Origin of the sequence: Bacillus badius NBRC 15713 (assembly GCF_001591605.1) — a bacterium.
In the GTDB taxonomy this organism is placed as follows: Bacteria; Bacillota; Bacilli; order Bacillales; family Domibacillaceae; genus Pseudobacillus; species Pseudobacillus badius.
Window position 1 is genome coordinate 22,414 of the sequence record NZ_BCVF01000015.1, and the last position, 12,498, is coordinate 34,911.

General features: G+C 45.1%; 15 protein-coding genes. 10 read left to right on the forward strand and 5 right to left on the reverse strand.

What is annotated here, in order from left to right:
• Nucleotides 1-37 precede the first annotated feature (37 nt).
• The 6 genes from BBA02S_RS09425 to BBA02S_RS20620 all read left to right on the forward strand — a co-directional run bounded on the left by BBA02S_RS09425 (nucleotide 38) and on the right by BBA02S_RS20620 (nucleotide 5,873).
• The gene (locus BBA02S_RS09425) at nucleotides 38-883 is read left to right on the forward strand and encodes a DUF72 domain-containing protein (RefSeq protein WP_041113512.1); all 846 of its coding nucleotides are present in this window, start codon (nucleotides 38-40) and stop codon (nucleotides 881-883) included.
• 12 nt (nucleotides 884-895) lie between these two features.
• Nucleotides 896-1,717, forward strand: a complete 822-nt coding sequence (locus BBA02S_RS09430) for a sulfite exporter TauE/SafE family protein (RefSeq protein WP_041094485.1) — start codon at nucleotides 896-898, stop codon at nucleotides 1,715-1,717.
• Nucleotides 1,718-1,735: 18 nt separating this feature from the next.
• On the forward strand, nucleotides 1,736-3,121 hold the full coding sequence (locus BBA02S_RS09435) for a bifunctional metallophosphatase/5'-nucleotidase (protein WP_041094483.1): 1,386 nt from the start codon (nucleotides 1,736-1,738) through the stop codon (nucleotides 3,119-3,121).
• 60 nt (nucleotides 3,122-3,181) lie between these two features.
• Complete coding sequence (yunB, locus tag BBA02S_RS09440) at nucleotides 3,182-3,934, forward strand: sporulation protein YunB (RefSeq protein WP_041094481.1); 753 nt, start codon at nucleotides 3,182-3,184, stop codon at nucleotides 3,932-3,934.
• A 311-nt stretch (nucleotides 3,935-4,245) separates the two neighbouring features.
• Nucleotides 4,246-5,766 (forward strand): sodium-dependent transporter, encoded by a 1,521-nt coding sequence (locus BBA02S_RS09445; protein WP_041113513.1) that lies wholly within the window; start codon nucleotides 4,246-4,248, stop codon nucleotides 5,764-5,766.
• Entirely contained in the window at nucleotides 5,766-5,873 is a 108-nt protein-coding gene (locus tag BBA02S_RS20620) for a MetS family NSS transporter small subunit (RefSeq protein ID WP_125474364.1), read from the forward strand. Before BBA02S_RS09445 ends, BBA02S_RS20620 begins: the two co-directional genes overlap by 1 nt.
• A gap of 42 nt (nucleotides 5,874-5,915) precedes the next feature.
• On the opposite strand, the gene BBA02S_RS09450 is transcribed toward BBA02S_RS20620, so the two are convergent.
• Nucleotides 5,916-6,878, reverse strand: a complete 963-nt coding sequence (locus BBA02S_RS09450; protein ID WP_370670950.1) for a M23 family metallopeptidase — start codon at nucleotides 6,876-6,878, stop codon at nucleotides 5,916-5,918.
• Between the two features lie 202 nt (nucleotides 6,879-7,080).
• Between BBA02S_RS09450 and lipA the strand changes: the two genes are divergently transcribed.
• Nucleotides 7,081-7,998, forward strand: a complete 918-nt coding sequence (gene lipA / locus BBA02S_RS09455; protein ID WP_041095706.1) for a lipoyl synthase — start codon at nucleotides 7,081-7,083, stop codon at nucleotides 7,996-7,998.
• Between the two features lie 193 nt (nucleotides 7,999-8,191).
• Here the strand turns inward: lipA and BBA02S_RS09460 are convergent, their stop codons facing one another.
• Nucleotides 8,192-9,037, reverse strand: coding sequence for a YhcN/YlaJ family sporulation lipoprotein (locus BBA02S_RS09460; RefSeq protein WP_052477272.1), 846 nt, complete (start codon nucleotides 9,035-9,037; stop codon nucleotides 8,192-8,194).
• Nucleotides 9,038-9,143: 106 nt separating this feature from the next.
• Between BBA02S_RS09460 and BBA02S_RS09465 the strand changes: the two genes are divergently transcribed.
• Nucleotides 9,144-9,419, forward strand: a complete 276-nt coding sequence (locus BBA02S_RS09465; protein WP_041094477.1) for a YutD family protein — start codon at nucleotides 9,144-9,146, stop codon at nucleotides 9,417-9,419.
• Nucleotides 9,420-9,443: 24 nt separating this feature from the next.
• Here the strand turns inward: BBA02S_RS09465 and BBA02S_RS09470 are convergent, their stop codons facing one another.
• Together BBA02S_RS09470 and BBA02S_RS09475 are read right to left on the reverse strand one after the other, a co-directional pair.
• On the reverse strand, nucleotides 9,444-9,695 hold the full coding sequence (locus BBA02S_RS09470; protein WP_052475021.1) for a hypothetical protein: 252 nt from the start codon (nucleotides 9,693-9,695) through the stop codon (nucleotides 9,444-9,446).
• Nucleotides 9,696-9,857: 162 nt separating this feature from the next.
• Entirely contained in the window at nucleotides 9,858-10,124 is a 267-nt protein-coding gene (locus BBA02S_RS09475; protein ID WP_041094472.1) for a DUF3055 domain-containing protein, read from the reverse strand.
• 128 nt (nucleotides 10,125-10,252) lie between these two features.
• Here BBA02S_RS09475 and hepT point away from each other — a divergent pair, with 128 nt between their 5' ends.
• The gene (gene hepT, locus BBA02S_RS09480; RefSeq protein ID WP_041113514.1) at nucleotides 10,253-10,690 is read left to right on the forward strand and encodes a type VII toxin-antitoxin system HepT family RNase toxin; all 438 of its coding nucleotides are present in this window, start codon (nucleotides 10,253-10,255) and stop codon (nucleotides 10,688-10,690) included.
• A gap of 48 nt (nucleotides 10,691-10,738) precedes the next feature.
• The gene (locus tag BBA02S_RS09485; RefSeq protein ID WP_041094468.1) at nucleotides 10,739-11,506 is read left to right on the forward strand and encodes a TIGR01457 family HAD-type hydrolase; all 768 of its coding nucleotides are present in this window, start codon (nucleotides 10,739-10,741) and stop codon (nucleotides 11,504-11,506) included.
• A gap of 357 nt (nucleotides 11,507-11,863) precedes the next feature.
• Here BBA02S_RS09485 and BBA02S_RS09495 read toward each other — a convergent pair whose 3' ends face one another.
• Nucleotides 11,864-12,370 carry a phosphatidylglycerophosphatase A family protein gene (locus BBA02S_RS09495; RefSeq protein WP_041094463.1) on the reverse strand — a complete coding sequence of 169 codons (507 nt, stop codon included), beginning with the start codon at nucleotides 12,368-12,370 and terminating at the stop codon, nucleotides 11,864-11,866.
• Nucleotides 12,371-12,498 lie beyond the last annotated feature (128 nt).

The window sequence follows — 12,498 nt, forward strand, 5'->3', positions numbered from 1 at the left end:
AGCTGTTATATGCTACAATAAGAGCGAGGTGAAACCGATGTTGTATGTAGGTGTAACTGGCTGGGGAGATCATGACACGCTTTACAAGAACGGGATTGCTCCTCGGGATAAATTAAAGGAATATGGGGCCCATTTTCCGACTGTCGAGGTGGATGCAAGCTTTTATGCCGTACAGCCGCTTCGTAATATGCAAAAGTGGGTGGAAGAGACACCAGAAAGTTTTCAATTTATCGTGAAGGCCTACCAAGGCATGACTGGGCATGAGCGAGGTGACATTCCCTTTGAAACGAAGGAAGAGATGTTTCAGGCATTCATCGATTCGCTTGCACCAATGAGAGAAGCGGGAAAGCTGGCAATGGTGCTGTTTCAGTTTCCGCCATGGTTTGATTGTCAGCGGAAAAATGTGGAATATTTGCGTTATTGCAAGAGATTGATGGAGGATGTGCCGCTTGCAGTGGAGTTTCGCCACCAATCATGGTATTTGCCGGATTTTTTAGAGAAGACGTTAGCTTTTTTGCAAGCTGAAAAGTGGATTCATACAGTCTGTGATGAACCGCAGGCGGGAGAAGGCTGTGTGCCGATCGTCTTGCGGGCAGCTGATCCTGGGAAAACCCTCGTGCGTCTGCACGGCCGCAACAACCAAGGATGGCAAAAGCAGGGGAACAAAAACTGGCGCGACGTCCGTTACCTCTATCGTTATAATGAGGATGAATTGCACCAATGGGTGGAGTTCACTAAAAACCTTCAAAAACAAAGCGAGCAGGTGTATATGCTGTTTAATAATAATTCCGGCGGCGATGCTGCTGATAATGCCAAGCAATTTATTGAGCTGGCTGGCTTGACGTATGACAATCTGGCTTCGCGCCAATTGGATTTATTTTAAGGAGGGAAAGCAATGGAATGGATCGTCCTTCTGTCCATCGGCTTTTCGGCAGGCGCTCTGGGAGCGCTCGCCGGCATTGGGGGAGGGATCATTATCGTTCCTTCCCTTCTTTTTTTGGGGATATCGACTGCTTTGCTCCCCTCTATTTCTCCGCAGCAGGCGGTGGGAATTTCTCTTGTTGTCATGATTTTCACGGGGCTATCATCCACGCTTGCCTATATGAAATATAAAACGGTTGATTACAAGAGCGGCTTGCTTTTTTTCATCGGCAGCGGACCGGGCGGAATGGCGGGAGCCTTGGTGAACAAAGCGCTGAGCACGCATTCTTTTTATATTTATTTCGGTGTCTTTATGATTTTCATCGCGGTTGTTCTCATCTTCCGTTCGAAAATTAAGCCGCTGTCCTCCAAGAAAGAAGGAGGCATTGTCCGCACGTTTACAGAAAAAAGCGGCAAAATGTATACATATAGTTTTCAGCCGGCTGTTGCCATTGCCATTTCCTTTTTTGTTGGCTTTTTTTCAGGGATTTTCGGCATTGGCGGCGGCGCCTTGATGGTACCGGCAATGATTCTGCTGTTTGCGTTTCCTCCGCATGTAGCGGTAGCGACTTCCATGTTTATGATTTTTTTATCAGCGCTTGTTAGTTCTGTTACCCATGTTCTGCTCGGAAATGTGGTTTGGCTGTATGCGCTGCTGCTGATACCGGGCGCTTGGGTCGGAGCGAAATGCGGCGCATTTGTCAATACAAGGATTCAGTCGGATGCCCTTATCATGGTCCTTAGGCTGATTTTGATTGTCACGGGCATTCGCCTAATTTATGAAGGACTTGCTTAATAAGGCGGGGGTGAAAGTTTGAAAGAAACGATTCATATTTATCATACCAATGATCTTCACAGCCATTTTGAGAATTGGCCGCGCATCCGCCGCTTTTTGCAGGAGCGGAGAAGGTGGCATGAAGAAGCAGGCGAAAGTGTGTTTATCTTTGATATTGGCGACCATGTGGACCGGTCGCATCCAATGACGGAAGGATCGCTTGGAAAAAGAAATGTGGAGCTCTTAAATGAAGCCGGCTATGACGCGGTGACGATCGGCAATAACGAAGGAATCACCTTGCCGAAAGAAGGGCTGGAAATTTTATACGAAGAAGCTGAATTTCCGGTTGTGCTTGCCAACCTGTATGAGGAAGACGGGAAACGTCCCAAATGGGCGCAGCCTTTTTGCTTGGTTCATTTACCGAACGGAATGACTATGGGACTGACCGGAGCTACAGCCTTTTTCTCAAGTGCCTATGAACAACTGGGCTGGACATTGTCGGAGCCTCTTGTTGCACTGGAGAAACAAATCAATCAAATCAGCGGGCAAGCAGATATTGTTGTGGTGCTTTCTCATTTGGGCATTTATGAAGATGAGAAAATAGCTCATACGATGCCCAAGGCGGACGTTGTCCTAGGCGCTCATACTCACCATTTGCTGCATGAGGGCAAGGAAATTAACCAAACACTGCTTGCAGCGGCTGGAAAATTCGGCTATTACGTCGGGCACGTGATGATTGAAGTGGACACTGAAACAAAGCAAATTCTTAGAAAGAAGGCTTGCGTATATAACACGATGGAGGCGTTGCCCGCCCCGGCAAACGAGCACAAGGAAATAGAGGGCTATGCGGAGGAAGGGAAAAAAGCGCTTGCTCAACCGGTCATTTCTTTGTCTGTCCCGCTTGCTAGTGACTGGTTTGCTCCTTCCGAACTTCCGCAGCTGCTTTGCGAGGCGCTGAGAGAGTGGTGCGGCGCGGATGGCGCTTTATTAAATGCCGGTGTTTGCTTAGGCGGTCTCGAGGCTGGAACCGTTACGAAATACGATATTCACCGCATGCTTCCTCACCCTATCAACCCTTGTCTCATTGAACTGTCAGGAGCTGAATTAAAGGAAGTATTAAAGCAGGCGACAGACGACAAATGGTCTCACATGACCATCAAAGGGTTGGGATTCAGAGGCAAAGTGATGGGCCGGTTTATATATGACCGTTTAAGTGTAGATATGGAACAATACCGCTTTAAAGTGAACGGCACCGACATTGTGAATGATCACCAGTATAAGCTGGCTACGCTTGATATGTTTGCCTATGGCCGCTTTTTCCCTCCGCTTTACCGCGCGCCTCAGAAAAAGCATTTTATGCCGGAGTTTCTTCGGGATGTCATGGAGTGGAAGCTGCTGCATCACGGATTTCACTTGAAAAAGTAAAACTTTATTGCATGATCCTTCCTTTTTTTAGCATAGATTAGCTAAGAAGGAGGGATTTTTTTGGCTGCACAAAAAAGGTGGAGATCGAAAAGAGGGCCTCTCCCTCTTCGTTATGTACTCTTAATTACTCTTGTGCTCTTTACTTTTTCAACTGCGGCTAGTTTATGGATCATTAATAAAAATGTAAAGCCAACATTGATGGGATATGCCCATGCGGAGACGAAGAAAATTGCCGCGATGGTAATTAATAAAGCAATTAATAAAAAAGTTGCGAGCGTCATGGACATTAATGACATTATTGAAAGTGACCCGAAGAACCCGTCAACGACAAGGCTGAATGCGAAGATTATTAACCGGGTGATGGCGGAGACAACGAATTTGGTGCAGCTAAATTTAAAGGAGGCGGAGCAGGGCAATCTGCAGGCACTGGAGCTCTTGTCTGATGTGGAAATTGAAAAGGATCCAGAAGAGCGGACAGAAGGCATTGTCTACTATGTTCCGCTTGGCCAAGTGACGAACAATATCTTGCTTGGCAACCTTGGACCGAAAATTCCTATTCGCTTTCATGCTATCGGTGAAGTAACATCCAATGTCAAATCTAATGTCAAGCCATACGGAATCAACAATGCTTATGTAGAAGTCTTTATTGAAGTAGAAGTAAATGTACAGATTATCGTTCCGTTTGCTACGGAAATGACAACGGTCGTTCAGGATATTCCTGTAGCCATGGGGATGGTGCACGGTGATGTGCCAGAGTTTTATAACGGCGGCGGGGGAATGTCTCCATCTATTGAACTGCCTAAAAAGAAATAAGGAGCTGCCGGGAAGACTTCGGCAGTCGGGGAAAGCAGCCTTCAGATACCGTGCAGAAACGGTGTCTTTTTTTTATGGGCTTCATCCAGTTAATATATTCCATACGAATAATATATGCAAGTAGTGAATAAGATGGACTACCGGAAACAGACTATATGAGGGAAGGAGATTGAACATTCTTTCTTATCAAAAAATTATTTTCATAAAGCGAAAAAAGTATTTACTAATTCCATTTTCCCGTTTATACTATAGGAGATTATCGAAATTATCTGAAAATATTATCTTTTCAGTGAAAAGTAGGAGGGGTTTTTATGGATCAACAACGTCCTATGTTTGGTTCGAGAGCTGGATTTATTTTTGCTGCTGTTGGGTCCGCTATTGGTTTAGGAAATATTTGGCGTTTTCCGGCAGTAGCTTACGAAAATGGAGGGGGGGCCTTTTTTCTTCCGTACTTATTCGCATTGCTAACGGCCGGAATTCCATTGCTTATTTTAGAGTTCACCATAGGCCATAAGTACCGAGGCTCCAGCCCGCTGTCCTTTGCCCGCTTGAACAAGAATGCGGAATGGCTCGGCTGGTGGCAGGTAGCGATTTCTTTTGTCATCGCCACTTATTATTCGGTTATTATTGCTTGGGCTCTGTCTTACACTGTGTTTTCATTTAAACTGTCGTGGGGAAATGACCCGACAAACTTCTTGTTAACTGATTACTTGCAGGTGGCTGATGCCGGCGCGTTTGGCGGACTGGTACCACAGATTTTGGTAGCGCTTGCAGTGGTGTGGATTGTTACCCTCGGTGTTTTAGTGGCCGGCGTGAAAAGAGGAATTGAAAGGGCTACTAAGATTATGATTCCGCTCCTTGTCTTCTTGTTCTTAATCGTTGTTATTCGTGCACTTACATTAGAAGGTGCGATGAATGGCCTGAACGCCTTCTTTAAGCCGGAGTGGTCACAATTGACAAACGGTAAAGTATGGATCGCTGCTTACGGACAGATTTTCTTCAGCTTATCCATCGGCTTTGCCATCATGATCACTTATTCCAGTTACCTTCCAAAAAAATCCGATATCACAAACAATGCTTTTATTACGGGATTTAGTAATTCCGCATTTGAGTTGCTGGCTGGTTTTGGGGTTTTCTCTGCCTTGGGCTTCATGGCGATGCAACAGGGAGTGGGAGTGGATGAAGTAGTCAAAAGCGGAGTGATCCTGGCTTTTGCAGTCTTCCCGCAAATTATTAACGAATTCCCGTTCGCCAATGAGCTGTTTGGTGTTCTCTTCTTCGGCTCACTGGTCCTCGCCGGTTTTACTTCCTTGATTTCCATTGTGGAAACGTTTGTGGCAGGCGTGCAGGAAAAGTTTAACGTGTCACGTACAAAGTCCGTTTTAATCGGAGGCGGGGTGGCTTCTCTTGTTTCGCTGCTGTATGCAACAAGAGGAGGATTAAACTTCCTCGATACAGTCGATTATTTCATTAACAACTTTGGTGTCGCTTTCGCCGGACTGGTCGAAGTTATCTTAATTGCTTGGGTGTTCAAACAGCTTGATCCATTGAAAAGCCATGCAGATGCCGTTTCGGATATTCGTCTAGGCGCCTGGTGGAAAATTTGTTTAAGCATTGTAACACCGATCGTTCTTGGCTATATGATGTTTGATAATATCCGTCAGAACATTGCCGGCCCATACGAAGGGTATCCGCAAAGCTTTGTTAATACGTATGGCTGGACAGTTGCCATTGGAGCCATCGCAGTAAGCTTCATCTTTATGTTTGCTAAACGATGGAATACGAATACGCTGAATCATTCCGCGTCTTCTTCTAAAAAGGAGGTATTGTAATGGACGGCAGCGCAATTGCAATGATGATTGCCGGAGTGGCAATTATTTGGGGCGGCTTAGGCTTAAGTATTGCTCACGCAGTTAAAAAAGCCAAAGCGGCCAAATAAAGATAAGACAAAATGCGGGGGAATGAGAGCCGGTTCTAGCAGTTAAGAGCCGGCTCTTTCCCATTGTCTGAGGTGGGGATAAGGGTCAAAGGACCATTCTGTACGGCCGTTATCCTTATACATTCCGTAATGAAGATGAGGAGGGAACTTGCCGGAGGTGCCCGGAGGACCATAGCCGGTGCTGCCGACTCCGCCGATCACTGTCCCTGGCTTCACGGCTTCTCCGAGCTTTAGATCCTTAGCAAAGCCATTTAAGTGGGCATAATAATGGTAGGTATTATTAATATCACGAATTCCTACCCGCCACCCGCCGTACCGGTTCCATCCCTTCATTTCAACGATGCCATAGGAAGTGGAACGGACAGGCACACTGTAATCGGCAAAGATATCTGTTCCTTCATGGATGCGGCGTCCTCCCCAGCCGCGGGCATCTCCCCACGTATTTTTAAATGTATAATTAAAGCGGCGCGGAAGAGGGAATACTTTCTGCTGCAAATCAAGCTTCCCGAATGCTTTATACATTTTAGCATTGCCTACAACGATACTGACCGCTTTATCCCGGCCATAGTACCGCCAAAGGGCAATTTTAATGTTGTCGTGGTCGGTTCCATAAGTCGTCAAGTAACGGCCGATTGCGGCCAACACGTCCTCGCCATTTAAGCGATCTGCTTTGCCATCTCCGTTTCCGTCTATGCCAACTCCTTGAAAAGCCGCGATAGTAGCTGGATTTTTATCTTTCTGATTAGGGTTTAATGGTCCAGCCCATTTGCTCTCTGGAATGTATATGGAAATAGTATCGGGTTCAGGCAAGTCCTTCCGAATAAAGCGCAAACTCCGCTCATATTGATCTATGCCGGCAAAGTAGTACCAAGGAATGGTCGTTGCTGCTTCCATTTTTTCGAACAGTTCCATTCTCTCTTTGTACATTTGTTCATCTTTTTCATGATCAGCCGCCTTGACAGGAAACGCCATTAGAAAGAACAGAATACATAAAAACAATGCCAATTTTTGCAATGCGCTTCTCTCCCTTTTAGTGTTCTTTATTTATTTTGTGAAATTCTCCTTGTTTCATGCAGAAAAGTGTCTGGAAAACATGAAAAGAGTAAGAGTTGTGTTAGAATATGGACTATGGTACAGTGGCTAGGGAATTATTTTTCTTTCAGGCAAGAGGTCATTTGTTTAAAGCAGAATGATGGGAGATGAAGGAATGAGCAAGAAAGAGGAACATTTACGTAAACCGGACTGGTTAAAAATAAAATTGAATACAAACGAGAACTACACGGGCTTGAAAAAAATGATGCGTGAAAACAATCTTCATACAGTATGTGAAGAAGCAAAATGCCCAAATATCCATGAATGCTGGGCGGTGCGCCGGACAGCTACTTTCATGATTCTAGGTGATGTCTGTACGCGTGCTTGCCGTTTCTGTGCCGTGAAAACAGGCTTGCCAACTGAGCTGGATTGGGCGGAACCGGAACGGGTAGCAGATTCCGTACAGTTGATGAACCTTAAGCATGTGGTTGTAACAGCTGTGGCCCGGGATGATTTAAAAGACGGCGGCGCAGCTGTGTTTGCGGAAACTGTACGGGCGATCCGCCGCAAAAATCCGTTTACGTCTATTGAAGTCCTGCCTTCTGATATGGGCGGAATAGAAGAAAACTTGAAAATGCTGATGGATGCACGCCCGGATATTTTAAACCACAATATTGAAACAGTGAAGCGCCTGACACCAAGAGTGCGCGCACGTGCGACTTACGATCGCTCTCTTGAGTTCTTGCGCAGAGCAAAAGAAATGCAGCCTGATATTCCGACGAAGTCCAGCATTATGCTGGGTCTTGGGGAAACGAAAGAAGAAATTATTGAAGCGATGGATGATCTGCGGGCAAACAATGTAGATATTGTCACGCTCGGCCAATATTTGCAGCCTTCGAAGAAACATTTGAAGGTGCAAAAATATTATCACCCGGACGAGTTTGCAGAGCTTCGTGAAATTGCTATGACAAAAGGATTCAGCCATTGTGAAGCTGGTCCGCTTGTCCGCTCTTCTTATCATGCGGATGAACAAGTCAACTCGGCAGCGAAGTCAAAACAGGAACTAGGCGAAAAAGAAACGCTTGAAGCCTAAGGAAGAATAGGGTGAGAGCCAGCTTCTGATTAGCCGGAATGAAGAACCTATGTCAATTAGACGCTCTGTTTATTTCGAGCTGACATAAAGCACCCGGTCTCTTGCGGTATCAAAAAATGATGCGAAAAGAGGCCGGGTGTTTTTGGGTGAAAATATTTAGATCAAGCTTTTCGTGTTAGTAGAGGGAGCAGCTTTATCTGACACTGGATGGGTTATCTTGATCATCTGGTCCTGTCGTCCAGTTGATCCCCGGTGTGCCTGTTGTTTGGGGAGTCCCGGTATTATGCGGGGCTCTTTTTGTATCAGTGGTTCCATTTGTATTATTCATCTGATTATTCATTCCATTAGTTCCTTTTTCCGATTGCTTATAGCCTTGAGGAGTTCGCTGCTTCATTAATTTAATGGTATCGCGGATGGAATGACGGGCTGTATCCATTCCTCCATTAATTTGAGCGATGTTTTCAATGTCGCGGCGCAAATCGGTGTCATCAGTTACGTATACGTGATACCAGCGCGGAACAACGCTTAATGCAGTTCTTTTCACTTGCTCTGCAGCTTCTCTGCGTCCGTTATCATTTTTCGCGTCTGTATCGTAGGCAACCAGCACTTCCTGATCGGTAACAAGTACGGAAGCATCATTGATGTTGGGAAGCCCTAAGCTGAGTCTGCTAATTGTGTCCGCCGTCTTTTCACGGTCAAGGGTGTGCAGATTTCGGTAAGAAACGGATTGCCCTTGAACAGATCCTTTTTGGTGGCGAACATATCCAAAATTATCTTTTCTGTCGTCTGTCATTAATTCATTTTTAGTTGTTAGGTCGTTGTCAGTGCTGCCGCCGATTCGGCCATCCCGGCTATCACCGCCGTTGGCAAGATCTCCATTATACATGTCATAGCGGTTGCGGTCATAACGGTCACTGACATTTATCATATTGCCATCCCGGTTGTTGTCCCCGCCGGCAAGGTCATTTTTATCGTTTGCATTACAGGCAGCCAGTAATAAAAAACTGGAGACCCCTACAGTTAACAGTGGTTTTTTCATGTTAACACCCCCTCAACACGTAGATTGCCCTTTTTGGTTCATTTTTTTCTTAGTAATTAATGGCTGATCGGCTATAATAAAGGGAGAAGGAAAGGAATGAGGAGAGATGATTTGCATTCAAAATCATTGCTACCAACTCATTGATGAGCGGAGCAACGGATTTAATGAAGAGGTGTTCAAGGAGCGTTACAGCGACATTCTCACAAAGTATGATTACATTGTTGGGGATTGGGGATACGGCCAGCTTCGCTTAAAAGGTTTTTATGAAGATGAAAACCAAAAAGCAGCCTTTGATTCAAAGATCAGCACGCTGAAAGAGTATTTGTATGAGTATTGCAATTTCGGCTGTGCCTACTTTGTTGTGAAGAAAGTTCAAAAGTAAAATCGAGCGGAAACGCTCGATTTTTTAGGTGTTATTAGGCGGAATATCCTGGTATTCCCTTTCTTGCTCTTTGTCTTTGTCATCATGAGTCGGATGAGCGCCCGGAAACTGACGGGGCAAGCCTTGATGCAGTGATCTGTTTTCATAGGTGAAGGCAGAATAAAACTGCTGTCCTTCTTTCCAAGGAGTTGATTTGTTCTCCACCGGTTCATCCTTTCCTCTTGGCGCGCCGTACGGGCCTTCCGGTGTTTGTTCTACTGTTAAAAAGTGGCGCATCTTTTCAACATTGGAAAAATCAGTGTATTCTTCTTCATCTTGAAATAGCACAATTATAACCTCCGCTGCTTTAGAGTCAGCGTCAGACACCTCACTTTTGAAAGCAAGCTAGCGAGCATGTCCGGCTTTCCTTAGCATGCCCATCAGGCGGCTCTCTATGCTTTAAACGACTTCGTATAAAAAGTCTCGCAGCTCGGCGGCTTCCGCTTCCGAAAGTTTAAAAATATGTTCAAGGTAACCGGGTTCATCTAAGTCATCTCGCCCAATAATCGCAAAGCGGCTTCCCTGGATATCAAGGACGATACATTTGCCAAAATAGCGGTCCGTTCGGATTAAAGCAAGGTCAAAGCGCTGATGATCTCCCATAAAGCTGACATAGCGTGTTTTTGTTGCTTCGGTTTCATCGTAAAGGAAAAATCTTTCTGTCATAACGAGTCACTCCTGTCTGTTTGTTTCGATTGTACCATGACTTCTCCCCGACGAAGATATGTTTTGTTCGCCGATTCATGATAAAATAAGAGGGGACATTTAGAAAGTATAGAGAAGAGGTGACCGCGGTGTATTTTGTGGATCGTGGAAAAATCGAAGAAATATTAACCTTTATGGAAGGGCAAATGACGGCATTTGCCGGACAGGCTCAATGGAAAACGACAATTGAGCAGGCTGCTCTTGAGAGAATTGCCCAGATGGTCATTGAATCCGTATTAGACGTCGGTAATGCGATGATCGATGGATTTATTATGAGAGATCCGGGAAGCTATGAAGACATTATTGACATTCTGGAGGACGAAAAAGTCATCGAAAAAGAAGCGGCTGCATCTTTAAAAGCAGCTGTTGCTTTAAGAAAAATGCTCGTTCAACAGTATACGGCTGTTGATCATACAGAAGTTGAGCGCATATTGAGTGAGTACATTTCCGCATTCGAGCAATTTCCAGAGCAAGTCAGAAAATATTTAACGGATGAATTAGGTCCGGTTTCAGCATTCAAGCCGTAATAACCAGCGCTTTCATTTTGAAAGCGCCTTTTTGTATAAGGAGGAAAAATGAAAACATACACAGGATACTTGATTGATTTAGATGGCACGATGTACAGGGGAACAGAGGAGATAAAGGAAGCCCGTTCTTTTATCCACCGTTTGCAGCAGAAAAATATCCCTTACTTGTTTGTGACAAATAACTCATCGCGAACGCCGGAACAAGTGGCAGAAAAGCTTCGGGGCTTCGGTATTGCGGCCAGGGCAGAGCAAGTGTTCACCACTTCAATGGCGACGGCTAATTACATTTGGGAAAAACATCAGCAGGCCGCTGTTTACATGATTGGTGAAGAAGGACTTCATCGAGCGCTTGATGAAAGGGGCTTGACGCTTGTTGAGCATGAACGGGCAGATGTGGTCGTTTGTGGAATTGACCGCCAGATTAATTATGAGAAGCTGGCCTCAGCCTGTTTGGCAGTGCGAAGCGGGGCTGATTTCATTTCAACAAATGGGGATCTCGCCATTCCGACCGAGCGCGGACTCCTGCCGGGAAACGGGGCCCTAACTTCAGTTATTGCTGTATCAACCGGTGTAAAGCCAGTGTTTATCGGCAAGCCAGAATCCATTATTATGGAGCAGGCTTTAAAAGTCCTGGGCACTGCAAAAGAGGCTACCCTCATGGTCGGCGATAATTACCAAACTGACATCTTGGCTGGTATCCGCTCGGGAATTGATACCCTGCTTGTTCATACAGGAGTGACTCAAAAAGAGCATCTCGTTCATGTAGAGCAGCAGCCGGTCCATATAAGAAACAATCTTGACGAATGGGAAGTATAAAGACAAAACAGGCCAGCACTAAACAAAAAGCGAGTGAATTTCATTTGGCAGTCAGTGCGGCAGCAAGAGTGGCTAACCATCATAATAGTTTGTCGACAAAAGGGGTTTGGAATGGTTTGATTCCGGCCCCTTTTAAGGTGGAGAAAAAGCGGCATGCTCACATGAAAGCCGTACCCGGCAAATTATAACTACAAGAGAAATTCATGTGCCTCCTGTGGATTGAAATGGAAGGCGCTTTGGCGGCGAGGAGGCTCACCGCCCGCCCCGCGGAAATCAACAGTTCCTATCCACAAGAAAATAAAAAACTGCGGACAAACTTCAATTTTCATTGAGTTTATCTGCAGTCTGCGGGTTCAGTTATTCAGTGTGAGCTGCTTTGTGAGCAAGCCGGCTAGAAGCAGCTGCTGCAATAGCACCGACAATATCATCAAGAAAAGTATGAACCTTTCCTGTTGATTTATCATTTAAATGTTCTAAAATGCCAGGTTTTACTTTGTCAATGTATCCGTAATTGGTAAAGCCGATCGAACCGTAAACATTCACGATAGCAAGAGCCAAAATTTCATCGACGCCATACAAGCTTTCATCGCTGGCAATAATCGATTGCAGCGGCTCATCCAACAATCCTTTCTCCGCCAGTATATCAAGCTGGATGCCTGTCAAGATAGCATTTTGCACTTCACGCTTTTGCAAAACTTTTTCTATGTTCTCTTTGCACTCTTTTATTTCCAGATCAGGATGATATTTCTTTTGTAAAAACATAACAAGCTCCGCAATATCGTCTATGGTCACTCCCCGCTCGCCAAGCCAACGGCGTGCCGTTTTTTCAGACATGCTCATTACTGATTTGTCTTCGATAGTCATATGATCACCTTTTTCTCTAATATGTTAATAATGAATCTTTCCCTTGTAATAAGAATTCCAGACTAGACAGTAAAATCCCTTTTTTTATTAGGCTTTGTTAAACGCTGATGTGAATAATGATTCTTTTC